This window comes from Paraplanobispora takensis, assembly GCF_016863195.1.
Lineage (GTDB): Bacteria > Actinomycetota > Actinomycetes > Streptosporangiales > Streptosporangiaceae > Planobispora > Planobispora takensis.
The window spans coordinates 141,213-167,680 of record NZ_BOOK01000018.1 but is presented as its reverse complement, the minus strand read 5'-3'; the positions used below and the strand labels follow the sequence as shown (position 1 = coordinate 167,680).

At 72.3% G+C, this 26,468-nt stretch carries 25 protein-coding genes and 1 tRNA gene; 13 read left to right on the top strand and 13 right to left on the bottom strand.

Features of this window, described 5'->3' with window-relative positions:
• Both Pta02_RS14215 and Pta02_RS14210 read right to left on the bottom strand, forming a co-directional pair.
• Positions 1-670: hypothetical protein (locus Pta02_RS14215; protein ID WP_203875259.1), on the bottom strand; the 670-nt coding region annotated here is incomplete at its 3' end.
• Between the two features lie 162 nt (positions 671-832).
• Positions 833-1,669 carry an aldo/keto reductase gene (locus Pta02_RS14210; protein ID WP_307837467.1) on the bottom strand — a complete coding sequence of 279 codons (837 nt, stop codon included), beginning with the start codon at positions 1,667-1,669 and terminating at the stop codon, positions 833-835.
• Between the two features lie 214 nt (positions 1,670-1,883).
• Between Pta02_RS14210 and Pta02_RS14205 the strand changes: the two genes are divergently transcribed.
• Positions 1,884-3,194 (top strand): diacylglycerol/lipid kinase family protein, encoded by a 1,311-nt coding sequence (locus Pta02_RS14205; protein WP_203875257.1) that lies wholly within the window; start codon positions 1,884-1,886, stop codon positions 3,192-3,194.
• Between the two features lie 79 nt (positions 3,195-3,273).
• On the opposite strand, the gene Pta02_RS14200 is transcribed toward Pta02_RS14205, so the two are convergent.
• Together Pta02_RS14200 and Pta02_RS14195 are read right to left on the bottom strand one after the other, a co-directional pair.
• Positions 3,274-4,854, bottom strand: a complete 1,581-nt coding sequence (locus Pta02_RS14200; protein ID WP_203875256.1) for a right-handed parallel beta-helix repeat-containing protein — start codon at positions 4,852-4,854, stop codon at positions 3,274-3,276.
• A 222-nt stretch (positions 4,855-5,076) separates the two neighbouring features.
• Positions 5,077-5,150, bottom strand: a tRNA-Lys gene (locus Pta02_RS14195).
• A gap of 99 nt (positions 5,151-5,249) precedes the next feature.
• On the opposite strand from Pta02_RS14195, the gene Pta02_RS14190 reads away from it, so the two are divergent.
• Positions 5,250-6,101 (top strand): AAA family ATPase, encoded by an 852-nt coding sequence (locus Pta02_RS14190; RefSeq protein ID WP_203875255.1) that lies wholly within the window; start codon positions 5,250-5,252, stop codon positions 6,099-6,101.
• A gap of 34 nt (positions 6,102-6,135) precedes the next feature.
• On the top strand, positions 6,136-7,503 hold the full coding sequence (locus Pta02_RS14185; RefSeq protein WP_203875254.1) for a vWA domain-containing protein: 1,368 nt from the start codon (positions 6,136-6,138) through the stop codon (positions 7,501-7,503).
• Positions 7,504-7,533: 30 nt separating this feature from the next.
• On the opposite strand, the gene Pta02_RS14180 is transcribed toward Pta02_RS14185, so the two are convergent.
• The gene (locus Pta02_RS14180) at positions 7,534-8,313 is read right to left on the bottom strand and encodes a nuclease-related domain-containing protein (RefSeq protein ID WP_203875253.1); all 780 of its coding nucleotides are present in this window, start codon (positions 8,311-8,313) and stop codon (positions 7,534-7,536) included.
• A gap of 199 nt (positions 8,314-8,512) precedes the next feature.
• On the opposite strand from Pta02_RS14180, the gene Pta02_RS14175 reads away from it, so the two are divergent.
• Positions 8,513-9,106: a TetR/AcrR family transcriptional regulator gene (locus Pta02_RS14175; RefSeq protein ID WP_203875252.1), complete on the top strand. Its 594-nt coding sequence runs from the start codon at positions 8,513-8,515 to the stop codon at positions 9,104-9,106.
• Here Pta02_RS14175 and Pta02_RS14170 read toward each other — a convergent pair.
• Complete coding sequence (locus Pta02_RS14170; RefSeq protein ID WP_203875251.1) at positions 9,075-9,890, bottom strand: SDR family NAD(P)-dependent oxidoreductase; 816 nt, start codon at positions 9,888-9,890, stop codon at positions 9,075-9,077. The genes Pta02_RS14175 and Pta02_RS14170 overlap by 32 nt on opposite strands.
• 114 nt (positions 9,891-10,004) lie before the next feature.
• On the opposite strand from Pta02_RS14170, the gene Pta02_RS14165 reads away from it, so the two are divergent.
• On the top strand, positions 10,005-10,658 hold the full coding sequence (locus Pta02_RS14165) for a TetR/AcrR family transcriptional regulator (RefSeq protein WP_203875250.1): 654 nt from the start codon (positions 10,005-10,007) through the stop codon (positions 10,656-10,658).
• 151 nt (positions 10,659-10,809) lie between these two features.
• Here Pta02_RS14165 and Pta02_RS14160 read toward each other — a convergent pair whose 3' ends face one another.
• The 3 genes from Pta02_RS14160 to Pta02_RS14150 form a co-directional block, all read right to left on the bottom strand.
• Positions 10,810-11,934 carry an acyl-CoA dehydrogenase family protein gene (locus Pta02_RS14160; protein ID WP_239130510.1) on the bottom strand — a complete coding sequence of 375 codons (1,125 nt, stop codon included), beginning with the start codon at positions 11,932-11,934 and terminating at the stop codon, positions 10,810-10,812.
• Positions 11,935-12,052: 118 nt separating this feature from the next.
• Positions 12,053-13,219 (bottom strand): acyl-CoA dehydrogenase family protein, encoded by a 1,167-nt coding sequence (locus tag Pta02_RS14155; RefSeq protein ID WP_203875248.1) that lies wholly within the window; start codon positions 13,217-13,219, stop codon positions 12,053-12,055.
• Positions 13,216-14,430, bottom strand: a complete 1,215-nt coding sequence (locus tag Pta02_RS14150) for an acyl-CoA dehydrogenase family protein (protein WP_203875247.1) — start codon at positions 14,428-14,430, stop codon at positions 13,216-13,218. The genes Pta02_RS14155 and Pta02_RS14150 overlap by 4 nt, the downstream gene beginning before the upstream one ends.
• Positions 14,431-14,502: 72 nt before the next feature.
• Here Pta02_RS14150 and Pta02_RS14145 point away from each other — a divergent pair, with 72 nt between their 5' ends.
• Together Pta02_RS14145 and Pta02_RS14140 are read left to right on the top strand one after the other, a co-directional pair.
• Entirely contained in the window at positions 14,503-15,102 is a 600-nt protein-coding gene (locus tag Pta02_RS14145) for a YdeI/OmpD-associated family protein (protein ID WP_203875246.1), read from the top strand.
• Between the two features lie 43 nt (positions 15,103-15,145).
• Positions 15,146-15,754, top strand: coding sequence for a GNAT family N-acetyltransferase (locus Pta02_RS14140; RefSeq protein ID WP_203875245.1), 609 nt, complete (start codon positions 15,146-15,148; stop codon positions 15,752-15,754).
• Between the two features lie 129 nt (positions 15,755-15,883).
• Here the strand turns inward: Pta02_RS14140 and Pta02_RS14135 are convergent, their stop codons facing one another.
• Entirely contained in the window at positions 15,884-16,522 is a 639-nt protein-coding gene (locus Pta02_RS14135; protein WP_203875244.1) for a TetR/AcrR family transcriptional regulator, read from the bottom strand.
• A 72-nt stretch (positions 16,523-16,594) separates the two neighbouring features.
• Here Pta02_RS14135 and Pta02_RS14130 point away from each other — a divergent pair, with 72 nt between their 5' ends.
• Positions 16,595-17,893: an FAD-dependent monooxygenase gene (locus Pta02_RS14130; RefSeq protein WP_203875243.1), complete on the top strand. Its 1,299-nt coding sequence runs from the start codon at positions 16,595-16,597 to the stop codon at positions 17,891-17,893.
• A gap of 6 nt (positions 17,894-17,899) precedes the next feature.
• Here Pta02_RS14130 and Pta02_RS14125 read toward each other — a convergent pair whose 3' ends face one another.
• Together Pta02_RS14125 and Pta02_RS14120 are read right to left on the bottom strand one after the other, a co-directional pair.
• Positions 17,900-18,760 (bottom strand): DMT family transporter, encoded by an 861-nt coding sequence (locus Pta02_RS14125; RefSeq protein WP_203875242.1) that lies wholly within the window; start codon positions 18,758-18,760, stop codon positions 17,900-17,902.
• A 265-nt stretch (positions 18,761-19,025) separates the two neighbouring features.
• A complete protein-coding gene (locus tag Pta02_RS14120) occupies positions 19,026-20,033 on the bottom strand; it encodes a GlxA family transcriptional regulator (protein ID WP_203875241.1) in 1,008 nt (335 codons plus the stop codon).
• Positions 20,034-20,165: 132 nt separating this feature from the next.
• On the opposite strand from Pta02_RS14120, the gene Pta02_RS14115 reads away from it, so the two are divergent.
• The gene (locus Pta02_RS14115; RefSeq protein WP_239130509.1) at positions 20,166-20,810 is read left to right on the top strand and encodes a DinB family protein; all 645 of its coding nucleotides are present in this window, start codon (positions 20,166-20,168) and stop codon (positions 20,808-20,810) included.
• Between the two features lie 57 nt (positions 20,811-20,867).
• Here Pta02_RS14115 and Pta02_RS14110 read toward each other — a convergent pair whose 3' ends face one another.
• A complete protein-coding gene (locus tag Pta02_RS14110) occupies positions 20,868-21,785 on the bottom strand; it encodes a DUF6891 domain-containing protein (RefSeq protein WP_203875240.1) in 918 nt (305 codons plus the stop codon).
• A 260-nt stretch (positions 21,786-22,045) separates the two neighbouring features.
• Here Pta02_RS14110 and Pta02_RS14105 point away from each other — a divergent pair, with 260 nt between their 5' ends.
• From Pta02_RS14105 to Pta02_RS14090, 4 genes are all read left to right on the top strand, one after another.
• The gene (locus tag Pta02_RS14105) at positions 22,046-22,990 is read left to right on the top strand and encodes a DMT family transporter (RefSeq protein WP_203875239.1); all 945 of its coding nucleotides are present in this window, start codon (positions 22,046-22,048) and stop codon (positions 22,988-22,990) included.
• Positions 22,991-23,044: 54 nt separating this feature from the next.
• Positions 23,045-23,647 carry a TetR/AcrR family transcriptional regulator gene (locus Pta02_RS14100; protein WP_203875238.1) on the top strand — a complete coding sequence of 201 codons (603 nt, stop codon included), beginning with the start codon at positions 23,045-23,047 and terminating at the stop codon, positions 23,645-23,647.
• Between the two features lie 163 nt (positions 23,648-23,810).
• Positions 23,811-25,214, top strand: coding sequence for an MFS transporter (locus Pta02_RS14095; protein ID WP_203875237.1), 1,404 nt, complete (start codon positions 23,811-23,813; stop codon positions 25,212-25,214).
• Between the two features lies 1 nt (position 25,215).
• A complete protein-coding gene (locus Pta02_RS14090; RefSeq protein ID WP_203875236.1) occupies positions 25,216-26,433 on the top strand; it encodes a M20 family metallopeptidase in 1,218 nt (405 codons plus the stop codon).
• The last annotated feature ends 35 nt before the right edge of the window (positions 26,434-26,468 follow it).

The window sequence follows — 26,468 nt, the reverse complement described above, 5'->3', positions numbered from 1 at the left end:
AGCGCGTCGCCACGGTGCTCAGGCCCGCGGCCACGAGCAGGGCCAGGCCCAGTGTGACGAGGAGGATGGAGTTGCTCTCCTCCTTGACGTCGGCGGCCTCCTTCCTGAGCTCGTCGACACGCCCGGCCAGGGATTCGGTCAGCGCCGAGTTGATCTCCAGGCTCTCGGAGTAGGCCGCGGCGGCCTCCCCGCCGTTGATGCTGTCCATGGCCTCGGCCCGCGCCTCGCGGGTGTCCTGGGCCAGCAGCTCCATGATCTTGTCGTCCCAGACGAAGAAGGCGTCCCAGGCGGGCTTGAGCTTGTCGAACTGCGCCTTCTCGGCCGCGGTCAGGTATTCGACGTGGGTGGCGTCGAGCGCGTCGTACAGGGCCTTCTCGCTGGCCTGCTCGCCCTCGCGGTTGTAGGCGTCGGGAGCGGTGGCGACCTTGCCGCCGTAGGCCCCGGCGTCGGCAACCACCAGGCCCTGCCAGCCGGTGATGTCGGCGGCGTAGAAGGTGAGCTTCTGGACGTCGTCCTCGACCTGCTCCAGCCGGTCCAGCCGCGTGGCGATGTCGTCCTGGCTGTTCATTCCCGAACGGCCGGCCGCGACGGCCACGACGATGAGCAGGGTGACCAGGAGGAACGACAGGCCCAGACGCCTGCCGACTCCCCAATTGCGCAGGCCGGACATGGCCGTCTCCTTAGATCGGGCGAAGCGCGATGTCAGCGTTCGCTCTCCCATCGACCGGGCGGACGGCCAGTTCAGGAAAACCTGTGAGAAAGCTCTCAGCCTCCGTGCGCACCGGGCCGGCCCGGCGGGGCGGCCCGGTGGGACGGGCTCGTCCCGGCGGGGTCATCCCAGCAGGGCCAGCTCCTCCTGGCTCAGCGTGAGCTCGGCGGCGGCGGCCGAGTCGACGATGCTCTCCGGCCGGCTGGCCCCCGGGATCGGGATCACGACGGGGCTCCTGGCCAGCTCCCAGGCCAGGCAGACCCGCTGGGGCGAGACGCCCCGCGCGGCGGCCACCTCGGCGAACGGGCCGCCGAGCCGGTCGGCCGAGGAGATGCCGCCCAGCGGCGACCAGGGCAGGAACGCCACCCCCAGCTCGGCGCAGACGTCGATCTCCGGCTCGCTGCTCCTGAAGCGCGGCGAGTACTCGTTCTGCACGCTCGCCAGCCGCCCGCCGAGGATCTCGTGGGCCGTCCTGATCTGGTCCGGGTTGGCGTTGGAGATCCCCGCCAGCAGGATCTTCCCCTCGTCGAGCAGGTCGCGGATCGCGCCGACGGTCTCCTCGTACGGCACGGCGGGGTCGGGCCTGTGGTGCTGGTAGAGCCCGATCGCCTCGACGCCGAGCGCCTTGAGCGAGCGTTCACACGCCTGGCGCAGGTAATCGGGCCGTCCGTCCACGCCCCAGCCGTCGCCCGCGGTGCGCGTGTGCCCGCCCTTGGTGGCCACCAGGACCGTCTCGCGGTCGCCGGACCACAGCGCCAGGGCCTTGGCCACCAGCCGCTCATTGTGCCCGACGTCATCGGAGGACGGCGTATAGGCGTCGGCCGTGTCGATCAGCGTGACGCCCGCGTCGAGCGCGGCGTGGACGGTCCTGATCGACTGCGCCTCGTCGGGCATGTGCCCCGCCACCGACATGGGCATGGCGCCGAGCCCGATCGCTCCGACGGCGATGTTTCCGATCATGCGTGTTTCCATATGTCCATCCTGGGAGCTGGAGTTCGCTTCAGGTCAAGGCTCCCCGCTCCGTCACCCTCCACTCGCGGGACCGGCAAAGACTGGAAAGAACCGGCGAAGCGGTACACGCTACGCATGGAGGGGTGAAGACGGGCGGCGCACACCACGTGGATCGATCACCCGGCGTCGTCCGGTCCTTCCAGAAGACCTGGAGGAGGAGCGAATGACGACCCAGCGTGTCGCGGCGTTGGCCGCCCTGGTCCTCGGGACGGTCACCGTGGGGATGGCGGTGTGGCTGACCGTTTCGGCGTTCCCCCGCGGCCTCGTGCTGCTGGGACTGCTCGCGATCGCTCTGGGCGCGGCCTGGTACGGCCTGCGCCGCAGAGGCCTGCCGAGGGCGCTCGGGCTCACCGTGGCGGGGCTCGCCCTCGTGACGAGCCTGCTCCTGCTGGTGTTCGGGGGCTGGCTCCTGGCGCAGCTGCTCACCCTCTCCTTCGCGGTCCTGACGCTGGTGGCGGCCCGCGTCGCGTTCCGGACGCACGTCCCGCTCTCCCCTGCCGAGCCGCCCCGGCAGCCCGTGCTCTTCATCAACCCCCGCTCCGGCGGCGGCAAGGCGGAGCGCTTCCACCTGGCGGACGAGGCGCGCAAGCGGGGCATCGAGCCGATCGAACTGAAGCCGGGCGACGATCTGCAGACGCTGGTCCGCACCGCCGTGGCCGAGGGGGCGGACGGACTGGCGATGGCCGGCGGGGACGGCTCCCAGGCGATCGTCGCCGCGATCGCCGCCGAGCACGGCCTGCCGTACGCGTGCATACCCGCCGGGACGCGCAACCACTTCGCCCTCGACCTCGGCGTCGACCGGGACGACGTGGTGGGGGCCCTGGACGCGTTCGTCGACGGCGGCGAGCACGTCGTGGACCTCGGCGAGGTCAACGGCCGCGTCTTCGTCAACAACGTGTCCCTGGGGCTGTACGCGGAGGCGGTGCAGCGGCCCGGCTACCGCGAGGCGAAGCTCAGGACCATCCTGGAGATCATGCCCGAGGTCCTGGGCCCGGAGGCGGCGGAGCAGGACGGCCGGCTCGACCTGCGCTGGGTGGGCCCGGCGGGCCACGAGCACCAGGCGGGGGCGACCCTGCTGGTGTCCAACAACCGCTACCGCCTCGGGCGGATGATCGGCTCGGGGACCCGGCCGTGCATCGACGACGGCCTGCTCGGCATCGTCGTGCTCGGCGCGCCCACCGCGGCCGAGCGCCGTCCCGGCGGGCGCCGGCCGTGGCGCGGCTGGTCGGCGACGGCGTTCGAGGTGGACTCGGACCGCATGATCCCGCTGGGGATCGACGGCGAGGCCGTACGCATGGAACCGCCGGTGCGCTTCCGCATCCGCCCGGCGGTCCTGCGCGCCCGCATCTCCAAGAACCATCCGGGCGCCTCGCCGTCGGCGATGGAGCCCGAGGGCACGGCCGAGATGCTCCGGGCCGTCTTCCGCATGGCGATCGGACGCGGGCACGAGCCGTCGGCCGTGCCGGCGGCCTGAGGGGTCCCTCCCGGGTGACGGGCCGCCGGGCGGTGTCCCATCGGATCTCCGCCCGGCGGGGATCCGATGGGACCACCCCTCAGATCCGTGCCCCGACGTCCGCGCCGTTGCCCGGACGCAGGAAGGCGGAGGACGGGATCGAGCCGTCCGCCGCCCGGGGTCCGGTGATCGTGCCCGGGTCGGTGCTCACGAACGTCCACGTGCCGCCGAGGTTCCAGGAGTTGCCCGAGCCGGACGACGACGAGCCGGGCGACACCTGCGTCTTGTTGGCCGCCGACAGGTTCTTGGTGAGGGTGGAGTCGGAGTCGGCGAAGTCGAAGCCCGCGCCGCCGTTGCGCCATGCGGTGCTGCGGTCGATCGACAGCCGGCCGGGGTTGCCGTTGTCGACGAAGCCGCCGACCGCGTTGTCGAAGGCGATGGAGTTGCGGACGACGTGGTCGGCGGCCGGGTCGGGATCGCCGCCGCCGAGCTTGAAGCCGTTGCCGTCACCGGTGTAGCCGGGCAGGTTCCACCGGTTGAACCCGTTGCCCCAGGCCACCGAGGACTCCACGGTGACCGGGGAGGTGAACATCCAGAAGTCCAGGCCGTCGTCGGAGTTGTTCCACAGCCGGGCGCCGCGGATCACGTTGCCGCCGCCCGAACCCTCCTTGATCGCGATGCCGTCGGCGCTCTCGCCGTTCTTGCGCGGGTCACGGTTGCCGTAGGCGTCCAGGTCGATGATCCGGTTGTCGCCGGAGGCGCCCTGCAGGTGCAGGCCCGACTCGTAGTTGTCCCTGACGACCAGGCGCTCGAAGAGGTTGCCGCCGGTGTCCAGGCCGAAGATCCCGTACGGGCCGTGGATGATCTCCAGCCCGGACAGCCGCCAGTACTCGCCCTCGATGTGGACGGCGCCCCGCTCCGCGCGCGGGATGCTGGAACCGACCGCGCCGGGCGTGTAGGGCATGTTCTCGCCGTCGATGACCACCCGCTCACCGCCGTAGTTTCGCATCGTGATCGGCTGACTCGCCGTACCGCTCTTGAGCAGCTGGATGTTCGTGCCCGGCGCGTACGTGCCGCCGCGAATGAAGATCGTGTAGCCCGGCTGCGCCAGGTCGACCGCCCGCTGGATCGTGCGCAGCGGCGACGCCTCCGTCCCCGGGTTGCCGTCGTCGCCGCCGGTCGCCACGTACAGCGCGTTCGCGGGCGGCTGGCCGCCGGTCTCGACGTCGAGGTAGTCGATGTTGGGCAGGCCGCCCGAGGCGGTGGGGTTCAGCCTGACGGTGTTGGCTCCGGCCTTCACCGGCACGGTCACGGTCTTGGTGACCCAGGCCGACCAGGCACCGGTGCCCTCGAACGATGTGGTCCCGGCGGTGGACCCGTTGACGATCAGGCTGGTGGGCCGGACCGCGGTGGTCCCGTTGGCGAAGCGGATCCCCAGCGTCGCGGTGCCGGAGGCGGCGGCGTTCACGGTGAACTGGGCGTAGGCGCCGGTGGCGTTGGTGCCGTTGCAGAAGCCGCTGCCGGAGTAGCCCGGCCAGTTGGCGTCGACGGTTCCGGTGCAGACCGCCGGTGAACTCTCCGCCTCGTACCGGGTGGACGCCGCGTGCGCTGCGGGCGGTGACAGCACGGCGAGGGCGCCGGCCACCAGGCCGGTGCACGCGATGACAGCTTTCAGGCGCATCGTTGGTCTCCGTAAGGGCTCGTCGCCTCTGGTAAGCGCTTTCCAGATCGGTGAGCAGAGTCAAGCACGCGCCGCGGAGTGTGGAAAGCCCCGCGCCGCCGAAGGGCCGCTGAGAGTCGCCGGGGCGTGAAAGTTTCACGGGCAGGCGGATCACCCGGCCGTACGACGGGCCGGTGAACGAAGAAACCCCGGCCCACCGTGGTGAGCCGGGGTTTCCGCCGGTGCGCCGCCAGGGACTCGAACCCCGGACCCGCTGATTAAGAGTCAGCTGCTCTAACCAACTGAGCTAGCGGCGCGTGAAGCTCTTGAAGAATAGCGTACTTTTCCCCGTGCTCCGTAACCGGCGATTCGACCGGCTAAGCTAGAACAACATTCGGTTCTGTCTGGGAGCACACATGTGGTTCGCCTCGCCCGCCGACGTCCGTGAGCGGCTCGCCGCCGTGGACTATCTCGCCGACGACGCCATCGCGACCTCGGTCTTCCTCGCCTCCGCGCTCGGCAAGCCGCTGCTCGCCGAGGGCCCGGCGGGAGTGGGCAAGACCCAGCTCGCCAAGGCCGTCGCGGCGGCGACCGGGGCGCGGCTCATCCGGCTGCAGTGCTACGAGGGGCTGGACGAGGCCCGGGCGCTGTACGAGTGGAACTACAAGAAGCAGCTCCTGCGCATCCAGGCCTCCGGCGGGCAGGACTGGGACGCCACCCACGACGACATCTTCACCGAGGAGTTCCTGCTCGAACGGCCGCTGCTGGCCGCGATCCGCGCCGAGACGCCCACGGTCCTGCTGATCGACGAGACGGACAAGGCCGACGTCGAGGTGGAGGGACTGCTGCTGGAGATCCTGTCCGACTACCAGGTCACCATCCCCGAGCTGGGGACGATCACCGCCGCGCGCACGCCGTACGTCGTCCTGACCTCCAACGCCACCCGCGAGCTGTCGGAGGCGCTCAAGCGGCGCTGCCTGTACCTGCACCTGGAGTACCCGACGCCGGAACGCGAGCGGGACATCGTGCTGGCCCAGGTGCCGCGGATCCAGGAGGCCCTGGCCGAGCAGCTCGCCCGGACCGTCGCCACGCTGCGCACGCTGGAGCTGAAGAAGGCCCCCTCGATCGCCGAGACCGTCGACTGGGCCAACACGCTGCTCGCGCTGGGCCGGACCGAGCTGGACGAGGAGACGGCCGGCGCCACCCTCGGCGTGGTGCTCAAGCACGCCTCCGACCAGGTCCGCGCCCGCAAGGAGCTCGGCCTGTGACCCGCCCGGACGGGCCCGCGGCGGAGGAGGGCGCGTGAGCCTGCTGGACCGGCACGTCGGCTTCGTGCACGCGCTGCGCGAGGCGGGACTGCCCGTGTCGCTGGCCGAGGGGTTGGACGCGGTGCGGGCCATGGAGGTGATCGACCTGACCGAGCGGGAGTCGCTGCGCGCCGCCTACGCGGCCACGCTGGTCAAGCGGCCCTCCTACCGGCCGGGCTTCGACACGCTCTTCGACCTGTGGTTCCCCGCCTCCACCACGGGCCTGTCAGGTCCTGGCCGGGCGACGGGCCCCGACCCGCAGAGCGCCGAGGTCCCCGAGCTCCGCGACCGGCTGGCCGAGCTGCTCGCGGACGCGGGCGACTCCATCGGCGAGATGAACGCCTTCGCCCGCGCGATGGTGGAGCGCTTCGGCCGCCAGCCCGCCGGGCCCGGCCGGCAGAACTGGTTCTCCTATCCGGTCATGCGGGCCCTGTCCCCCGAGACGCTCATGGCCCGCCTGCTGGCGGAGGTCCTGACCGGCCAGGAGCGCGGCGGCATGGCCGAGAAGGTGGCGCGCCAGCGGATCACCCGCAACATCAAGCGGTTCGAGGAGGCCGTCTCCACCGACGTACGGCGCCGCATCGCCGAGGACTCCGGGATCGAGCGCATCGCCCGCTCGGCCGTGCGGCCCCCGCTGGAGCACCTCGACTTCCTCAGGATCACCAGGGAGGACCTCGCCCGGCTGCGCCGGGAGGTCCACCCGCTCGCCCGCCGCCTGGCCGCCCGGCTGACCGTCAAGCACCGGCTGGGCCACCGCGGGCGCCTGGACTTCCGGCGCACCGTGCGGGCCTCGCTGTCCACCGGCGGCGTCCCGCTGACCACCTTCAACCGGCCCCGCCGCCCGCACAAGCCCGAACTGGTCATCCTGTGCGACACCAGCGACTCCGTCGCCTCCTTCGCGCACTTCACGCTGCTGCTGACCTACGCGCTGCGCGAGCAGTTCACCAAGGTCCGCGCGTTCGGGTTCGTCGACACCGTCGATGAGATCACCCGGTTCTTCGTCCCCGGCGCCGACGTGGCCGAGGCGATGACCCGGCTGACGAAGGAGGCCGACATGGTCAGGTTCGGCCGGACCAACTACGGCCACGCCTTCGAGCGGTTCGCCGAGCGGTACGGCGACGCCGTCGGCCCGAAGACGTCGCTGCTGATCCTGGGGGACGCCCGCTCCAACTACCAGCCGCCCGCGCTGGAGACGCTCAAGCGCCTGAGCGCGGGCGCCCGGCACGCCTACTGGCTCAACCCCGAGCCGCTCGCCCAGTGGGACAGCGGCGACTCGGTGGCCACGGCCTACGGGACGGTCGTGCCGATGTACGAGTGCCGCAACGTCGCCCAGCTCGCGGCCTTCATCGAGGATCTCGCCTGAGGCCCCCGGGCCGGCGGCCGTACGGCGCGCTCAGCGCATCCGGCGCAGCACCCGCGCCGCCGTGCGGCTGAGCACCTCCACCTGGCTCTCGTCCAGCTCCTGGCGAGGGGCGCCCAGGATCCAGGAGGCCGCGTGGCGCGGCGCGAGCAGCGTGACCCCCTCGGCGGTCACCGAGCGCCGCCGGTCCCGGCCGTGCACGAGCCTGCCGGAGTGGACGGCGATCAGCGACTCGATCGACACGGGCACGCCGGACTCCCGGCTGAGCACCTCGGCCAGCGAGGAGGCGACGCCGGTGAGCGCCCTGGCCTCCTTCGAGCCGTACTTCTCCCCGAGGAACAACCGCTCGCCGTAGGTGGCGATCTCGGTCTCGGGGTCCCAGGACTCGTTGTCCACGATCCAGACGCCGCCGGGGCCGATCACCAGGTGGTCGATCGAGGCCTGGCCGGGGACCGCGCGGCCGCCGAGGATCCGGTAGCCGTGCCGGCCGAGCCGGCGCTTCAGCAGCTTGGCGGTGACGGTCTCGCCCCGGCGCCTGCCCCGCCAGACCGCGGTGGCGTCGTAGGCGCGCCAGGCCAGGAACGCGTCGGCCGCGGCGACCAGCAACCCGAGGACCAGGCCGATCGCCACCGGGCCCGGCAGCCCGAAGCGGTAGCCCAGCACGACGCCGGCCACCACGCCGCCCGCCGCCTTGAGCCCTCGCGTCTTCAGGCGCTGCTTGGCCTCCTTGCGCCAGAACTGTTCGTACATCACCTGCGGTGACAGCCCGTTGAGCTGGTCGGTGGGCGGGACGTAGATCGATCCGCCAGGCACAGCGAACCCCCGAGGGTCGAGTGGTGGGAGGGAGACGGATCTGCGACTCTGGAGATCCTTGGTCATCAAATACCCAACCTGGAGTTCCGGCACGTCAAAGTGACGTAAATAACACGCTGCCGTCATCCCCTAATCCATCCCCTAAACGCATTGACCGACCAGTCGGTATGCTTGCTCCACCACACGCATGGGGGAGACGATGACTCAGGACCAGGAGCCGGTACGGCAGCGCCTGCTCGGCGAGGCCACCCGCCTGTTCGCCGAGCGAGGTTTCGAGAGCACCTCGGTGCAGGAGATCGTATCCGCCGCGGGCGTCACCAAGGGCGCCATGTACCACTATTTCGACTCTAAAGACGATCTGCTCCACGAGATCTACGGCCGGGTCCTGCGCATGCAGATGGACCGGCTCAACCGGTTCGCCGACGGCCCGGGCCCGGTGGCCGAGCGCCTGCACGCGGCCGCCGCCGACGTCGTGCGCACCACGGTCGAGAACCTGGACGACTCGAAGATCTTCTTCCGGTCCATGCACCTGCTCGCGCCGGACACCCGCAAGAGCGTGCGGGCCGAGCGCCGCATCTATCACGAGCGCTTCCGGGACCTGGTCACCGAGGGCCAGCGCGAGGGCATCTTCCGCGACGACGTCCCCGCCGACATCGTGGTCGACTTCTTCTTCGGCTCGGTCCACCACCTCGGCACCTGGTACAGCCCGGAGGGCCCGCTCTCCGGCGCCGAGCTGGGCGCTCACTTCGCCGACCTGCTGCTCACCTCGCTGCGGCCGGAGAAGCCGGAGTGATCGGAGAGGCCGCCACCTTCCCGGTGACCATCCGCCCGATCAGCGCGATGAGCTTGCGCGGGCGCCGGGGCATCAGGTGGGCCAGGCCGATGTTGCCGAACCCCGGCACGACGTAGCCCCGGTCGCGGTCGAGGGCGCGCAGCGCGCTGCGCACGACCCGCTCGGGAGTGTTCATCCGCGCGCCGATCGCCGCCTCCCGCGTGCCCATCACCTCGAAGAAGGGGGTCTCGACCGGGCCCGGGGTGACGGCCAGCACCCGCACCCCCCTGCCGCGCAGCTCGCTCCACAGCGCCAGGCTGAAGTTGAGCACGAACGCCTTGGACGCGCTGTAGGTCGCGAAGAACGGCGAGGGCTGGAAGCCCGCGGTCGACCCCACGTTCACGACCGCGCCGCGTCCCCGCGCGAGCATGCCCGGCACGAGCGCGTGCGTCAGGCCGACCAGCGCGACGACGTTGACCATCAGCTGGTCGTGCTCCCGCTCCGCCCCGATCTCCTCGAAGCGCCCGGCGGTGCCGAACCCGGCGTTGTTGACCAACAGGTCCACGGTCAGCCCCCGGGCGGCCAGCTCCCGGGCGACCGCCGCGGCGGCGTCCGGCTCGGTGAGGTCCTGCACCAGCGCCTCCGCCCGCACGCCGTACGCCTGCCGCAGCTCTTCGGCCAGCCGTTCCAGCCTGTCGGCCGAGCGGGCGAGCAGCACCACGTCGTGCCCGCGACCGGCGAGCTGACGGGCGAACTCCGCGCCGATGCCGGAGGAGGCACCGGTCACGAGGGCGGTTCCAGCCATGACGATCTCCTGTCTGCGACTCTTCTGTACCGACAAAGTAACAGCTGAAACGATAATTGCAACACCCATGTTCCTGATAATCGACGAACGGGACCGGTGGTGTAACTTCTGAACATGGGTACGACAGGCCGCAAGCTGCGGGCGGACGCCGAGCGCAGCATCAGGACGATCATGGAGGCGGCCGAGCGGGTGCTCAGCGAGAACCCCGGCGCGACGATGGAGCAGATCGCCGAGGCCGCGGGGGTGGCCAGGACCACCATCCACCGGCGTTTCGCCAGCCGCGAGGCGCTGATCGACATCATGACGGTGGCGGCCTGGAGGGAGATCGCCGAGGCGGTGGACGCCGCGCGCCCCTCCACCGCGCCGCCCCAGGTGGCGATGTACCAGGCGACCGTGAACGTGCTGCGGGTGAAGTCCGGCTGGCGCTTCGCCCTCACCAACCGCGGCCCGCTCTCCGGCGAGGCCGCCCGGATCGAGGCCGACGTCATCGCCAAGTGCGACCTCGCCATCCGCCGCGGTCAGCAGGAGGGGGCCATCCGCCCCGACGCCGACCCGCTGTGGGTGCGCCGGGTCTATCTGGCCCTCCTCACCGAGGCCGCCCACGGCCCGCACCCCGGCCACGCCGGCCCCTGCGGCGAGGCCGCCCCCGCCGAGACCCCGGCCGAGACCGACGCCGACATCGACGAGCTGGCCACCCGCGTCATGGACACCCTGATCCGCGGCTTCGGCCCGGCCCGCCCCGAGGCCGACAGGCCCCGGGAGGACTGACCCGCGGAACGGCCGACGACCCCGGGCACCCGTCCCGGGGTCGTCGGCCGTTCCGATCAGGCGGGATTCCCAGGCCCGTCGTCCTTTGGGCCCCGTACCGGCCGGGCGGGGCCGCCGGACCGGATCGGACGGGACCGCCGGGCTGCGGTCGTCAGGCGGGAGCGGGGAGGTCGGCCAGTTCCGCGACGGCCTCGCGGTGGGCGCCCGGGGTGCCCAGGGCGATCTCCGAGGCCTTGGCCCGCTTGAGGTACAGGTGCACCGGGTGCTCCCACGTCATGCCGATGCCCCCGTGCAGCTGCACGCTCTCCTCGGCGACGTGCAGCGCCACCTCCGAGCACCACGACCCGGCCACCGCCGCCGCCAGCTCCGCGTCCGCGCCCGCCGCACCGCTCGTCCCGGAGGGCGCGAGGTGGTCCGGGGCCGGGGCCGAGGGGGCCGCCAGCAGATCGGCGGCGTTGCGCGCGGCCGCGCGGGCGCGCACCACGTCGAGCCAGAGGTCCGCCATCCGGTGCTTGATCGCCTGGAACGACCCGATCGGCCGGGCGAACTGGTGGCGCTCCTTGATGTAGGCCAGCGTCGTGTCCAGGCACCACTCGGCCACGCCGAGCTGCTCGGAGGCGAGCAGCCCCGCCCCGAACGCGAGCACCTCGCGCCGCTCGAAATGCCCGAGGACTTCGCCGGGAGCACCGGAGAAGGTGACCGTCGCGACCGGCCGGGTCAGGTCCAGGGACGGCACGACCTCGATCCGGGCATGCTCCGCCTCCACCTGGTACAGCGCCGAGTCGACCGGGACGAGCAGCACGTCGGCCACGTCCGCGCCCGCCACCCCGCGCACCTCGCCGCTCAGCGTGCCGTCCTCGCCCACCGTCACGGTCTCCCGCGGCGGACGGTACGGCGAAGCCGCCAGCGGGACCACCAGCGCCGCCGTGGTCTCACCCGAGGCGAGCTCCTGGATCAGGTCCTCCTCGCCCACCTCCAGCAGCGCCTTGGTGGCGAGCACCGCGCTGGTCAGGAACGGCACCGGCGCGACCGCCCGGCCCAGCTCCTCCAGCACCACCGCGGCCTCGCGCGCCGACGCCCCGGCCCCGCCGTACTCCTCCGGCACGAGCAGCCCGGCCACCCCGATCTCACGCGCCAGCGTCTTCCACAGCTCCATGTCGTACGGCGTGTCCGACTCGATCCGCTTCAGCACGGCGTCGGACCCGCACCGGTCGGCGAGCAGATCCCGCACGGAGGCCCGCAGCTCCTCCTCGACCTCTGTGTACAGCAGCGTCACCGGTCGCTCACCACTCCTCATTCGCTGCGCGGAGCACTCGTCCCTCGCGCTCCACTGCACTCACCGCGTCGGGTTCACTCCGGGTCACCGGTCGCTCACCACTCCATCAAGAAAGAAGTCATCGGGGCAGGTCCTTCCAGGGCACGTCCTTGTCGACGCGGGGCTCCGACGGCAGGCCGAGCACGCGTTCGGCGACGATGTTGCGCAGGATCTCCGAGGTGCCGCCCTCGATGGAGTTCCCCTTGGCGCGCAGATAGCGGTATCCGGTGCCGCGGCCGAAGAAGTCCACGCTGTCGGAGCGGCGGAACGACCAGTCGTCGTACTCCAGCCCCTCCTCGCCGCGCAGCTCCACCTCCAGCCCGGACAGCTCCTGGTTGAGCGAGGCGAAGGACAGCTTCATGCCCGAGCCCTCGGGACCCGGCTGCCCGACCGAGAGCTGCTCGCGCAGGCGCGCCCCGGCCAGCCGGGTGACCTCCGACTCCACCCACAGCCGCAGCAGCCGCTGGTGCAGGTCGTGGGTGCGCAGCTCGGGACGGGACCGCCAGGTCTCGGCCACCACCCCGACCATGCCGCCGCCCCGCCGCACCGGCGCCCCGCCGATGGCGACCCGCTCGTTCATCAGGGTCATCTGCGCGACCCGCCAGCCGTCGCCGATCTCGCCGAGCCGCAGGTCGTCGCCGAGCCGTACGCCCGTCAGGAAGACCTCGTTGAACTCGGCCTCGCCGGTGATCTGCCGCAGCGGCCGCACCTCGACCCCGGGCGCGTGCATGTCGCACACGAAGTAGGTCATCCCGCGGTGCTTGGGCACGTCCGGATCGGTCCTGGCCACCAGGATCGCCCACCGCGCGTGGTGCGCCCCGGAGGTCCACACCTTCTGCCCGTCCACGACCCACTCGTCCCCGTCGCGCACCGCGCGGGTGGCCAGGGTCGCCAGGTCGGACCCGGCGCCGGGCTCGCTGAAGAGCTGGCACCAGATCTCCTCGCCCGTCCACAGCGGGCGCAGGAAGCGCTTCTTCTGCTCCTCGGTGCCGAACGCCAGGATCGTCGGCGCCGCCATGCCCAGGCCGATCCCCTGGACCCCGGTGTCGAGCTGCGGCGTGCCGGCGAGCTCGCGCTCGACGACCTGCTGCAGCTCACGCGGGGCGCCCAGGCCGCCCAGGCCCTCCGGGAAGTGCACCCAGGCCAGCCCGGCGTCGAACCGGGCCCGCAGGAACTCCAGCCGATCGCCGGGATCGTGCGCGGCCAGGAACTCCCTGGCCAGAGATGCGACGTCCTCACCTGTCATGAACGGTCTCCCATGTGCTTCTTGAGTTCGCGGTAGGCCAGGGAACGCTTGTGGACCTCGTCCGGGCCGTCGGCCAGGCGCAGCGACCGCGCTCCGGCCCACAGGCCGGCCAGCGGGAAGTCCTGGCTGACGCCGCCGGCGCCGTGGACCTGGATGGCCTTGTCGATGATCCACTCCACGTCCCGCGGAGTGGCGATCTTGATGGCCTGGATCTCGGTGTGGGCGCCGCGGTTGCCCACGGTGTCCATCAGCCAGGCGGTCTTCAGCACCAGCAGGCGCAGCTGCTCGATCCGCACACGCGACTCGGCGATCCAGTCCTGGACGACGCCCTGCTGGGCGATCGGCCTGCCGAACGTGCTCCGCGACAGGGCCCTGGCGCACATGAGCTCGACGGCCCGCTCGGCCATCCCGATCAGGCGCATGCAGTGGTGGATGCGGCCGGGCCCCAGGCGGGCCTGGGCGATGGCGAAGCCGCCGCCCTCCTCGCCGATCAGGTGGTCCGCCGGCACCCGGACGTCGGTGAAGCCGATCTCGGCGTGCCCGCCGTGGTCGCCGTCGGTGTAGCCGAACACGTGCATGCCGCGCCGGATGTCCATCCCCGGGGTGTCGCGCGGGACCAGCACCATGGACTGCTGCCGGTGCGAGGGCGCCTCCGGGTCGGTCTTGCCCATCACGATGAGGATCCGGCAGTTCGGGTTCATCGCGCCGGACGCGAACCACTTGCGGCCGTTGATCACGTACTCGTCGCCGTCGCGCACGATCGACAGCGAGATGTTCGTGGCGTCGGAGGAGGCCACGTCCGGCTCGGTCATCGCGAACGCCGAGCGGATCTCCCCGCGCAGCAGCGGCTCCAGCCACTCCTTGCGCTGCCACTCGTCGCCGAACATGGAGAGCACCTCCATGTTGCCGGTGTCCGGGGCGGCGCAGTTGGTCGCGGTGGGCGCGATCCTCGGCGACCGGCCCATGATCTCGGCCAGCGGCGCGTACTGCAGGTTGGTCAGCCCGGCGCCGTGCTCCCCCGGCAGGAAGAGGTTCCACAGGCCGCGCCTGCGCGCCTCGTCCTTGAGGTCCTCCAGCAGCGGGGGGCTGGCCCACCCGCTCTCGGCGGCCTGGGCCTCGAAGGCCTCCTCCGCCGGATAAACACACTCGTCCATGAACGTGAGAAGCCGCTCTCGCAGCTCCTCCGTCTTGGCGTCGAACCCGAAATCCATGGGTCCTCCTCACGGTCTCCCTCGGAGCGTACCGACCGGACGGTATGCCTGTCGACCGCTACCCTGGTGACCATGGAGCCCCTCTTCTTCACCGCCTCCCGGGATTTCCGCACCTGGCTGGAGGAGCACCACGACACCGAGACCGAGGTGCTGGTCGGGTTCCACAAGAAGGGAACCGGCCGCCCGTCGATGACCTGGTCGGAGTCGGTCGACCAGGCATTGTGCTTCGGGTGGATCGACGGTGTGCGCACAAGCCTCGGTCCCGACAGTTACACGATCCGCTTCACCCCCCGCAAGGCGCGCAGCACCTGGAGCGCGGTGAACATCGCCAAGGTCGCCGAACTCGCCGAGCGCGGGCTCATGCGTCCGGCGGGCGTGCGCGCCTACGAACGGCGCACCGAGGACAACTCGCGGATCTACTCCCACGAGCGCGGCGAGCAGGCCGTACTGGACGAGGAGCAGGAGCGGCTCTTCCGGGCGAACGCACCCGCCTGGGAGTGGTTCCGCACCCAGGCCCCGCCGGGCTACCGCAGGACCGCGCTGCACTGGGTGACGAGCGCCAAGAAGCCCGAGACCCGCGCCAGGCGCCTGCTCCAGTTGATCGAGGACTCCGCCGCCGGCCGCCGCGTCCCCCCGCTCACCCCCCGGGTGGCACCCGGGAAAACGCCCTGAGTGGACCTTACCGCCGGTCCGCCGGCTCCCTATGGTCGTTCCCATGACCGCGAGCATGCCCTCCCCCGTGATCCTCGAAGGCGACGCCGTACGGCTGGAGCCGCTGACCCCCGCCCACGTCCCGGACCTGTTCCTGGCCGGCGGCGGCGACGGCGAGGTGTGGCGCTGGCTGCCGGTGCGGACCCCCGTCACCGAGGCGGAGCTGGCCGCGGTCGCACACTTCCTGATCGAGGACGCCGCGCACGTGCCGTTCGCGGTGATCCTGAAGGAGACCGGGCGGGCCATGGGCTGGACGACCTACGGTGACGTCCCCGGCTTCGACGAGAGCGTCGAGATCGGCTGGACCTGGTACGGCAGGGCCGTCTGGCGCACCGCCGTGAACACCGAGTGCAAGATCCTGCTGATCGACCACGCCTTCTCGCTCGGGTTCAACCGCGTCCTGCTGAAGACCGACAACCTCAACACCCGCTCCCAGGCCGCCATCCGCCGCCTCGGGTGCCTGCACGAGGGCACGCTGCGCCGCCACCGCCGCCGTCCCGACGGCACCTGGCGCGACACGGTCTGCTTCAGCGTCCTGGACGAGGAGTGGCCGCCCCACCGGGCCCGCCTGGCCGCCCGCCTGGCCGAGGGGGCGGCGCCGGCCGCCGTCTGACCCCGTACGGCCCGGCCGGGGGTCAGCCCTCGGCGCCGCACTCCCGGGCCGCCCGGCCCTTCGGCCGGGAACGGATCTCGACGCCGCCTCCCGGGAGGGCGCCTGAGGCCGCCCGGCCCTCCGGCCGGGTCAGACCTCGGCGCCGGGCTCCGGCAGCATCCCCCGGAGCAGTTCCCGCACGCCCAGACGGATGTCGTCGAGGGTCGGCTCCGCCCCGGCGCCGGCCACGGCGTCGAACATCAGGCCCTCGCCGAACGCGACCAGCTGGCGGCCGTGCCGTACCGGATCACGGGAGCCCGCGGCGGCGAGGGCGGCCACGGCGGGCTCGCGGAACCGCACCCCCGCCCGGTCGTAGATCGCCCGCAGCTCGGGGCGGCGGGTGGCCTCCAGGGCGAGCTCGTAGCGGGCGACCGTCAGGCGTCTGCCTGCGGTGAGCTGCGTCCACAGCGCCTGGGCCATCAGCTCCGCGAGGGTCTTCAGCCCGCTGTCCTCTTCCTGATCCGCCCCGCCCCCGGCCCCGGCCGTCCCGTTCCCGGCCCTGGCCGCTCCGCTCTCCAGCACGGCCGAGAAATGCCGCGTCTCCAGCTCGGTGAGCCGGGCCAGGGTCAGCTCCAGCAGGGCCGAGCGGGTGCGCGCCAGGTTGGACGTCGAGCCGGGCGGCAGGCCCGCCGCCTCGTCGACCGCCCGATGGGTCAGTCCGCGCATCCCCCGCTCGACCAGCAGGGTGACGGCGGCTTCGGCGACCAGCTCGGCGCGTTGGGACTTCACCCTCCGATACTACATTTGTAGTTTAACTACAGGAGTAGTACTGTTCACTACATCCGTAGTGAGGAGATGGTCATGGCACACGCAGTGGTGATCGGGGCGGGGATCGGCGGGCTGACCGCGGCGGTGGCGCTGCAGCGGCGCGGCTGGGACGTCACGCTGCTGGAGCGGGCGGCGTCGCTGGAGCCGGTCGGCTCCGGGCTGGCCGTCGCGGCCAACGCGCTCAAGGCGCTGGACACGATCGACGCCGGCGACGAGATCCGCAAGCTCTCGGCCGTCCAGGGCGACGGCGGCGTGCGGAGCGCGAGCGGCCGGTGGCTGGTGCGCACCAGCACCGAAGCCGTCTCCGCCCAGTACGGCGACTCGGTGGTCCTGCTCCGCCGCGCCCAGCTGGTCGACGCCCTCGTCGCACGGCTGGCCCCCGGCACGGTCCGGCTGAACACCACGGTGACGGCCGTGGACCCGGACACCGGCCGGGTCACCGCCACCACCGGCCCCGAGGGGGCCGGCGCCACGGACGCCGGGGGGAGCCCCGGCCGGCGGGCCGTACCGGTTGACCGGAGCGAGGCCGTACCGGCGGACCGGAGCGGGACCGCGGCCGAGGCCGTACCGGCGGACCGGAGCGGGACCGCGACCCAGATCGAGGCCGACCTGGTGGTGGCCGCCGACGGCATCCACTCCCCCGTCAGGAAAGCGCTGTTCCCCGAGCACCCCGGCCCCGTCTACTCGGGGACCACGAGCTGGCGGGTGCTCGTCCCCGCCGCGGGCGTCCCCGGTCAGGCCTCCGAGAGCTGGGGCGCCGGCGGGGTCTTCGGGATCATGCCGCTGGCCGGGGGCACGACCTACTGCTACGCCACCGACGTGGTCCCGGCGGGCGGCGGGGGCGGCGACCAGCTGGCCGAGCTGCGGCGCCTGTTCGGCACGTGGCACGACCCGATCCCGGCGCTGCTCGCCGCGGCCTCACCCGAGAACGTCCTGCGCAACGACGTCTACCACCTGGCGGCCCCGCTGCCCGCGATGCACCGCGGCCGGGTGGCCCTGCTGGGCGACGCGGCGCACGCCATGACGCCCAACCTCGGCCAGGGCGCCTGCCAGGCGATAGAGGACGCGGTGGTCCTCGCCTACGTGGCGGGCCCGGGCGGGGGATCGGCGAGCGATGTCGCGAGCCGCCTGCCGGACTACACCGCCGCCCGCCTGGAGCGGACCTGGAAGATCGTGACCCGCTCGTCCGCGATCAACCGCGCCACGAGGATCCGCAACCCGCTGGCCGTACGGCTGCGCGACATCGCGACGGCCCTGGCCGGCAGGCTCGCGCCGGGGAGGATGGCCGGGGCGGGCGACGAGATCTTCGGCTGGCGCCCGCCGGCGACGTGACCGCGGTCAGCGGGTGATCGGGACGGGCTCGGGAAGCGTGCCGGGGGTCTTGTGGTCGGGGGCCAGCCGCCCGAGGGTCATGGTTCCCCAGATCATGAGGGCGCCCGCGAGGAGGGCGGGGAGCACGTTCGACCATCCGGTCGGGAGAGCCTCGTCGAGCAGCAGGGCGCCGGCGAGGATGGAGGTGATCGGGTCGACCACCTGGACTCCGGCGTAGGCGATGCCGAAGTAGCCCACCTCGTAGGACTTCTGCAGCAGCACGACGGCGCAGATCAGCAGGACGGGGACGGCCACGGTGAACCAGCTGAGCAGCTTGGCCCAGTCACCGCCGAAGTTGCCGCCCACCACCCGGACGAACGTGGACACGCTGGCCGTCACCGCACCCGCGCCGACCGACAGCAGCAGCGCCTTGACCGGGCCCTGCGCCCTGCGCCCCGCCAGGTGGGCCAGCAGCACGACCAGCCCGACGGCGCCGAGGAAGCCGAACGCCTCCCGGCCCGTCATGTGCGGCGCCACGGCGTGCTGGGGGACCAGCAGCAGCAGGCCGAGCAGCCCGACCGCCACCGCGACCGACCCGATGATCTCCGCCCGGTGCGGCTTCCTGCCGTGCAGCATCGCCGCGAGCGGCACCGCGAACACCAGCGTCGCCACGCTGATCGGCTGCACCGCCACCAGCGGGGCGAAACTCAGGGCCACCGCGTGCAGGGAGGCCCCGGTGAAGCCGATGACCCCGCCGATCCACCACCGGGGCCGCCGCATCAGCTTGAGCGAGGCGCCCTCGCTGACGGCCTCGAACTGCTGGAGCGCCGCACCCAGGGCGTAGCCGAGCGCACCGACGAGAGCGATCGTTATGCCGACCCAGGTCATCGCCGCCCTCCGGAGGAGGGCGCGCACGTGGGGATGGGCGAGACTCGGGTCATCCATCCAGCTTAGGGGCCCATGTGAACTGATGGCCGCGTCCCGCCTTCGACGATCTCCCTCTCCCGGCGGAGATCGCTCTCCACGTGGCATTCCACGTGCCTGCCGGGCCACCACTGTCGCAAATGTGACGGATATCACGTTTGCCGAGACCGGCTCCGGTCGCGTCGTCCACTGTCTCGGCGAGACCCGCTATGACCGCATGTGACCACCCTCATCCCCGGCCGGAATCGGGCCGGTGCCGGGCGGGGAAGGCCCGCCGGTAGTCGCCCGGGGACACTCCCAGCTGCTTGAGGAAGTGGTGGCGGAGGTTGTTGGCCGTACCGAGCCCGCTCAGTTCGCCGATCTTGGTGATCGGCAGGTCCGTCGATTCGAGCAGGCTCCGGGCGCTTGCCAGGCGCTGGTTGAGCAGCCACTGCAGCGGCGTCATCCCGGTGGATGCCCGCAGCCGCCGGTAGAACGTCCGGGAGCTCATCGCCGCCCGCCGCGCCAGCTCCTCGACCGTGAGCGGCTCGTCCAGGTGCGCGCCCGCCCACTCCAGGACGGGGGCCAGGCCCTCGTCGTCGGTCGCGGGCACGGACAGCTCGATGAACTGCGCCTGGCCGCCGGGCCGGTGGGCGGGCACCACCATCCGGCGGGCCAGCTGGTTGGCGATGTGCGCGCCGAGGTCGCGCCGTACCAGGTGGAGGCAGAGATCGAGTCCCGCGGTCAGCCCCGCGCTGGTGAGCACGTCGCCCTCGTCCACGTACAGCACCGAGTCGTCGACCCGCACCTTCGGATAGCGCTCGGCCAACTGGGCGGTGTGCATCCAGTGGGCGGTGGCGCGGCGCCCGTCGAGCAGCCCCGCCTCGGCGAGCGCGAAGGCGCCGGTGCACAGCGAGACGATCCTGGCGCCGTCGGCGTGGGCCCGGCGCAGAGCCGCCACCAGCGCGGGCGGCACGGGCGCGCCGTCCTCGACGCAGGCGTCGGGCACCGAGGGCACGATGACCGTGTCCGCACCGGCGAGGCCGTCGAGCCCGTAGTCGGTCCGCACCGTCAGCCACGATCCGGAGAGATCGCTCCGGCCCTCCCCCATCCCGCACAACCGCAGGTCGTACCAGGGATCGGCGAGGTCGGGATGCGGCTGGCCGAAGACGGTGCAGGGGATGCTCACCTCGTACAGGTCCCAGGAGGGGACCTCGATGTCCTCGGGCACGACCACGGCGACGGAACCGGCGCTCATGGCCCGAACCCTATGGCAGGAATTTGGTGACACCCGTCATCCCCGTCACTGTTCCCCGGCCCCGGCCCGCTGAGAGCGTGGTCCCCCGTGATCGACCGCCGCAGGCGAACAGAGACAGAGAAGGAGTCATGGATGACCGCTGAGCATCCGGCCGTGACCGCCGTCGGACCGGACCCGGTGGACCCGGCACCCGCCGCCTCCGCACCATGGCCGGACCTGGTGGCGGCCGTCGCCGAGGAGTGCCTGGCCGTTCTCCTCAAGGGCGCCGACGAGGACTGGTCGCGCCGGGCCGGCGACCTCGACTGGACCTGCCGCCAGACCCTCGACCACATCGCCCTGGGCCTGGTCGGCTACGCCGGTCTGCTCACCGCCCGGCCCCGGGACCGCTACATCACCCTCTTCGCCTCCATCGACCCCGAGGCCTCCGTCCCCGCCTGCCTGGAAGGGCTCGGCATCGCCGCCTCCCTGCTCGGCACCACGGTCCGGGTCACCCCCGGGGACGTGCGCGCCTGGCATCCCTGGGGCCACTCCGACGCCGCGGGCTTCGCCGCGATGGGCATCGTCGAGCTGGCCGTCCACACCTACGACATCACCCGCGCCCTCGGCCTGTCCTGGACACCGCCCGACGGGCCCGCCGCCGCGGTCCTCGCCCGCCTCTTCCCGGACGCCCCGCCCGGGCACGCCCCGTCCGCCGCCCTGCTCTGGTGCACGGGCCGCATCCCGCTCCCCGGGCTGCCCCGGCGCACGGAATGGCAGTGGTACGGCGGCACCCCGTAGCAACCGCGACGGCGGTACGGCCGGCACACGCGCAGCAGAACCGCCGGGTTCGCCTCCTCAGCCGACGAGGCGTTTGCGCCAGTCGAGAGGGGTGACGGCGATGGCCCGCCCAGGATCGCCGTTCCACTCCACCGAGAGGCCGGTCTCCTCGACGGCGGCCACGACCTCGCGGCCGATGGACGCCGTCGTGCCCGGTGAGCCGTCGAACCCGCCGTACAGGAGTGTCAGCCCGTGTCCGGCCGCGGCCGAGTCCGTGCACTGGCTGTGGAAGTACACATAGCCGCGGGCATCCGGTGCGCCTGCTCCTCCGATCTCCGCCTGACCGCACGTGCGGCAGCAGGTGAAGTCCTCCCTCGCCGTGATCCCCGAGGCCTCCAGGGCGGCGAAGGCCCGGCTGAGCCGTTCCGGGTCCGTCTCCCCCTCCCAGTGGGCCTGCTCCTCGACGCGCTCCAGCCACATCCGGTCCACCAGCCGGCGTGCCTGTGCGGAGGAGACCGGGCGGCGATCCTCCGACACGAGGAACTCCTCCGCGATCTCGGCCAGTTGCTTCCGCGTCGCGTAACCGCCCACGATCACTTCACGGATGCGCGCGTCGAGCGCCTTGCGGTCGTCCTCGTCGAGTTCGAGAGGGGGCGGAGACTCGGGGAGGCCCAGGTCCAGCGGGGTCCAGTCCAGTCCGGAATCCCATCCGTCCTCCTGCCGCGCCCAGCGGATCATGGCCGCGACCACCGGCTCAGGCCCGTCGAGGTCCGTCTGGAAATGCCGGTCGGGTGCTCCGTCGCGGTGCTCCAGCGTGTACTCGCCTTCGTCCTCGTGCCATACCTGGATGAAGACGTCGGGGAGGTCGGGAATCTGCTGGACGACCAGGAACCTGTTGTCCCGGCCGCCCAGCCGCCCGACCAGTTCGGCGAGTTTCCCCGCCTCCGCCCGGACGTACCGGCGGCCGTCCTCCATCCCTACGGTGATTGCCAACATGCCGGTCACTCTGGCACAGAGCATGAACAAGGCGCAGATCCGCCGAGGCCGGATATGCCCGGATATCGGGTGGAGCCGGGGGTCTCCGGGTCGTTACGGTGGGCGGGTGCCGACGTTCCTCATCGCTCCGATCGTCTCCCCGCCGCCCGCCCGATAGCGGGCGGGATCTCTCCTGTGTGACCGGGTCGGGGTGACCCGGTGGGTGGTCGCTGCCCGCATACGTGCGGCCGTTGACGACCACTTCTTCCGGAGAGATCTCCATGACGCATGTCTCCGTACGGCAGGGCCTGCTGTACGTCTCCCTCGCGGCGACCGCCTGGGGCACCGGTGGTGCCGCGGGAGCGCTGCTCGACCGGGCCGGCGGGGTCGGGCCCGTCGCCGTCTCGTTCTGGCGGTTCGCCGCCGGAGCGGCCACGATCCTGCTGGTCACCCGAGTCCTCTTCCGCGGGCGCCGGTCCGTCCCGGCGCCGCGGTCCGGCCCCGGCCGGGCCGGTCTCGGACGGGCCGGTCTCGAACGGGCCGTGATCACGGGAGTGGCGATGGCCGTCTGCCAGACGGCCTACTTCGCGGCGATCGCCGAGTCCGGCCTCGCCATGGCCACCGTGGTCACCACCGGCGCGACGCCCGTCCTCGTACTCGCCGGGTCCGCCGTACTCCTGCGGGAGCGGCCGGGCACGGCGGGGACGGGGTGCGTCGTCGCCGCCCTGGCCGGGCTGGCCCTGCTGACCTCCGGCGACGGCACGGGTGGATTCTCCCCGGCCGGTGTCGCGTGGGCACTGCTGTCGGCGACGGCCTATGCGGGCGTGACGCTGCTCAACCGGGCCGCGCCCGCCGAGCCGTACACCGCCGCGATGGGCGGCTTCGCGGCCGGCGCCGTCTGCCTGTTCCCCCTGGCGCTGTCCCAGGGCCTGCTCCCCGCCGGTGAACCGCTCGCGTCCTGGTCGCTCATCGCGTATCTGGGCGCGGTCCCGACGGCTCTCGCCTACGGGCTGTTCTTCACCGGCCTCGCCGCGGTGCGGGCCACCACCGCCTCGGTGATCACCCTGGTGGAGCCGATCGGGGCGGCGGCCCTCGGCGTGCTCCTGTTCGGCGAGCGGCTCACTCCGGTGACCGCGGGCGGCGCCGCACTCCTGCTCACCGCCGTCGTCCTGCTCGCCCTGGACGAGCGGAAGGCAACAGAATCACATTCTGTTAACGAGATGTAAAACGCTACGTTTCGTTATTGATTAACGGCCCGGAATGCCCGATTCTCTGGATGCATGACGGACGACAGACGCCGGCGTCCCGGCCGGCCCCGGAGCGAGCAGGCTCACGACGCGGTCCTGGCCGCCGCGCGTGAGCTGCTCGCCGAGGTCGGATACCCGCGGCTGACCATCGAAGGCGTGGCGGCCCGCGCCGGGGTCGGCAAGACCACCATCTACCGCTGGTGGTCCAGCAAGGCCGAGCTGGTCGCCGAGATCCTCTACCGGCCGATCGGCATCGAGGAGATCCCCGAGTCCGGATCCCCGCGCGACGACCTCGCGACCAACATCCGCCTCCTCGTCGAGCCGTTCGCCGACCCCTGGTACGGCCCCGCCCTCACCGGGGCGCGCAACGACCTGAACGCCGACCCCGAGGGGCAGAAAGCGTTCCAGGCGCAGATCATGTCGGGTCGCCGGGCCACCGGCCGGGCGGTCTTCCAGCGTCTCATCGACGCCGGGGACCTGCCCGAGGACACCGACGTCGACTATCTGATCGACGTGATGTCCGGCCTGCTGGTCTACCGGGGGGTCATCTGGCGTCAGCCCATCACCGAGGACGACATCCGGAAGATGGTCGCCCTCCTCGTCGACGGCGCCCCGCCCCGCCGTACCCCCTCCTGACCCTCAGCACCCCGCAGCACCCCGCAGCACCCCGCAGCATCCCAACCGCCGCCCCTCCCCGATCGCCCGATCCCCCGACCCCCGTCCCCGTCCCCGTCCCCTGCGCGACAGCCCTCCGCGAGCCGGAGGGCCGATGGCGCCTGCCCGGATCCGGAGCGCGCACATGACCCAGACCTCCAACCCGCCCCCCGTGAAGGTGTCCGCCGTCGTCGGGCTCCTCGTCTTCGTCGAGATCACCAGCGGTCTGATCCAGGGCATGATGCTCCCGATCACCCCCGCCATCGGCGCCGCCCACGGCGTCTCCAACGCGAGCCTGCACTGGGTCAGCGCCGTCCAGCTGCTCTCCGCCGCGATCTGCGTGCCGATCTTCGCCCGTCTCGGCGACATGTACGGCCACCGCAGGCTGCTGCGGATCTCCCTGCTCTTCCTGCTGGCCGGCAGCGCCCTGGTCGCCTGGGCGTCCAGCTTCGAACTGCTGCTCGTCGGCCGGGCGCTGATGGGCCCGATGTCGGCGCTGCTCCCGCTGGAGTTCGGCATCGTGCGCAGCCGCCTGGAGCCCGAGCGGGCGCGCTCGGCGATCGGCATGCTGGTCGGCTCGCTCACCCTCGGCACCTCGCTCGGCCTGATCGTCGGCGGAGTGGTGCACACCGTGCTGAAGGACGTCCACCTCACTCTGACCGTCCCGGTCGTGATGACCGCGCTCTGCGTGGTGGTCGTGGCGTTCTGGGTGCCGGAGAGCGTCGAGCGGGCGGTCGCCTCGATCGACTGGGCCGGCGCCGCGGCGCTCAGCGTCGGCCTGGTCACGCTGCTGCTCGGGATCGGCGACGGCTCGGCCGTACTGCTCGGGGCGGCCGCCGCGGTGCTGGCCCTGTGGGCCTGGATCGAGCTGCGCGCCGAGCACCCGATGGTGGACGTGCGCAACCTCCTGCGCCCGCGTCTCACCGGTCTCTACGTGGCCAGCTTCATGCTCGGCTTCGCCATGTTCGGCGCGCAGACCGCCTCCGCCACGTTCATGGCGAGCGTCCCGGAGAAGGTCGGCTACGGCTTCGCCTTCTCCGCGCTCTCCCTGGCCCTGATGATGATCCCCAGCGGCCTGTTCGCGATGGCCGGCGCGTCGGCGATGGCCAGGATCGGGACCGGGATCGGGCACGACGCCACGCTCCTGCTCGGGCTGGGCCTGACCGCGGCGGGATACCTGCTCGTGGCGGTCCTGCACGCGAACCCCGCGCAGTTCCTGGCCACCACCGCGCTCGTCTCCCTGGGCACCGGCGTCGCGCTGGCCTCCATCCCGGCGCTGATCGCCGAGCGCGCCCCGATCACCGACATCGCGATCTCCACCGGCATGTACAACACGTTCAAGACCCTCGGCGGCAGCGTCTCGGGCGCGGTCTTCGCCGGGGTGCTGTCCACGATGGTCATCGAGGGCGGCACCAGCCCGGCCGAGAGCGGTTACGTGACCGTCTGGCTGATCTGCGCCGGCGCCTCCGTCCTGGCGGTCCTGTTCCTGCTGGCGGTCTCCCGCCGTGCCTCCGCCCCCGTCCCCGCTCTTCCCGTCAAGGAGTCCTGAGATGCCCGCCCCGTCCTCCGACAAGGCCCTGCCCGCCGAGAAGAAGGCCGCCCAGTCCCGGATCTCCGCCGCCGCCGACGAGCTGGTGGCGTTGAGCCGGAGCATCCACGCCGAGCCCGAGCTCGCCTTCCGCGAACACCGCTCGGCGGAGAAGGTCGCCGTCTTCCTGGAGAGGTCCGGTTTCGCCGTCGAGCGCGGCGCGTGCGACCTGCCGACCGCGCTGAGCGCGACGTACGGCGACGGCGACCTCGTCGTGGCCCTGTGCGCCGAGTACGACGCGCTGCCCGAGATCGGCCACGCGTGCGGGCACAACGTGATCGCCGCCTCCAGCGTGGGCGCGGCGCTCGCCCTCGCCTCCGTCGCCGACGAGCTGGGCCTCACCGTGAAACTGCTCGGGACCCCGGCCGAGGAGGACGGCGGCGGCAAGCAGATCATGCTGGACCGGGGTGCGTTCGACGATGTGACGGTGGCGATGATGGCCCACCCCGCACCGATCGACCTGACCGCGCCCGGCGGCCTGTCCACCAAGGCCAGCGGCCAGATCGAGATCGTCTACACCGGCCGGGAGGCGCACGCCTCGGTCGCCCCGCACACCGGGATCAACGCGCTCGACGCGGTGACCGTCGCCCAGGTGGCCCTCGGGCTGCTGCGCCAGCACATGATCCCCGGCGGCCAGCTCCACGGAATCGTCCAGGAGGGCGGGATACGGCCGAACATCGTGCCCGCGCGCACGAAGCTGGCCTACTATCTGCGGGCCGACACCCTGGCCGACATGCACCGGCTGGAGGAGCGGGTGCGCGACTGCTTCGCGGCGGGCGCGCTGGCCAGCGGCGCCACCATGGAGATCCGCCGTACCAGCCCCGACTACGCAGAGATGCGCAACGAACCGTGGCTGGCCGACGCCTTCGGCGCGAACCTGACCGCCCTGGGCCGCGAGGCCATGCCGGTCCCCGGGGAGTTCCGGGGCGGCTCGACGGACATGGGCAACGTCTCCCACGCCCTGCCGGGCATCCACCCCGTGATCGGGATCGACCCGGCCGGGTTCAGCATGCCGCACACCCCCGAGTTCGCCACGGCGGCGGCCACCCCGACGGCCGACAAGGCCGTGGTCGACGCGGCCACGGCGCTGGCGTGGACCGCGATCGACCTCGCTCTCGACGACACCCGGCGGGCGGGGATGCTCGCCGTACGGCGCGCGGGCCGGTCCGCGGCCGAGTGAGCCTGGCCGCCCCGGGCGGCCGGGCGGTCGCCGGG

Excerpts from the sequence above, each read along its gene's own strand:
- Pta02_RS14205 (WP_203875257.1), top strand. The coding sequence starts at position 1,884 with ATGACGACCCAGCGTGTCGCGGCGTTGGCCGCCCTGGTCCTCGGGACG.
- Pta02_RS14190 (WP_203875255.1), top strand. The coding sequence starts at position 5,250 with ATGTGGTTCGCCTCGCCCGCCGACGTCCGTGAGCGGCTCGCCGCCGTG.
- Pta02_RS14200 (WP_203875256.1), bottom strand. The coding sequence starts at position 4,854 with ATGCGCCTGAAAGCTGTCATCGCGTGCACCGGCCTGGTGGCCGGCGCC.
- Pta02_RS14150 (WP_203875247.1), bottom strand. The coding sequence starts at position 14,430 with ATGGATTTCGGGTTCGACGCCAAGACGGAGGAGCTGCGAGAGCGGCTT.
- Pta02_RS14165 (WP_203875250.1), top strand. The coding sequence starts at position 10,005 with ATGGGTACGACAGGCCGCAAGCTGCGGGCGGACGCCGAGCGCAGCATC.
- Pta02_RS14090 (WP_203875236.1), top strand. The coding sequence starts at position 25,216 with ATGCCCGCCCCGTCCTCCGACAAGGCCCTGCCCGCCGAGAAGAAGGCC.
- Pta02_RS14125 (WP_203875242.1), bottom strand. The coding sequence starts at position 18,760 with ATGACCTGGGTCGGCATAACGATCGCTCTCGTCGGTGCGCTCGGCTAC.
- Pta02_RS14115 (WP_239130509.1), top strand. The coding sequence starts at position 20,166 with ATGACCGCTGAGCATCCGGCCGTGACCGCCGTCGGACCGGACCCGGTG.
- Pta02_RS14210 (WP_307837467.1), bottom strand. The coding sequence starts at position 1,669 with ATGATCGGAAACATCGCCGTCGGAGCGATCGGGCTCGGCGCCATGCCC.
- Pta02_RS14145 (WP_203875246.1), top strand. The coding sequence starts at position 14,503 with ATGGAGCCCCTCTTCTTCACCGCCTCCCGGGATTTCCGCACCTGGCTG.
- Pta02_RS14170 (WP_203875251.1), bottom strand. The coding sequence starts at position 9,890 with ATGGCTGGAACCGCCCTCGTGACCGGTGCCTCCTCCGGCATCGGCGCG.
- Pta02_RS14140 (WP_203875245.1), top strand. The coding sequence starts at position 15,146 with ATGACCGCGAGCATGCCCTCCCCCGTGATCCTCGAAGGCGACGCCGTA.
- Pta02_RS14130 (WP_203875243.1), top strand. The coding sequence starts at position 16,595 with ATGGCACACGCAGTGGTGATCGGGGCGGGGATCGGCGGGCTGACCGCG.
- Pta02_RS14120 (WP_203875241.1), bottom strand. The coding sequence starts at position 20,033 with ATGAGCGCCGGTTCCGTCGCCGTGGTCGTGCCCGAGGACATCGAGGTC.
- Pta02_RS14105 (WP_203875239.1), top strand. The coding sequence starts at position 22,046 with ATGACGCATGTCTCCGTACGGCAGGGCCTGCTGTACGTCTCCCTCGCG.
- Pta02_RS14110 (WP_203875240.1), bottom strand. The coding sequence starts at position 21,785 with ATGTTGGCAATCACCGTAGGGATGGAGGACGGCCGCCGGTACGTCCGG.
- Pta02_RS14100 (WP_203875238.1), top strand. The coding sequence starts at position 23,045 with ATGACGGACGACAGACGCCGGCGTCCCGGCCGGCCCCGGAGCGAGCAG.
- Pta02_RS14095 (WP_203875237.1), top strand. The coding sequence starts at position 23,811 with ATGACCCAGACCTCCAACCCGCCCCCCGTGAAGGTGTCCGCCGTCGTC.
- Pta02_RS14155 (WP_203875248.1), bottom strand. The coding sequence starts at position 13,219 with ATGACAGGTGAGGACGTCGCATCTCTGGCCAGGGAGTTCCTGGCCGCG.
- Pta02_RS14175 (WP_203875252.1), top strand. The coding sequence starts at position 8,513 with ATGACTCAGGACCAGGAGCCGGTACGGCAGCGCCTGCTCGGCGAGGCC.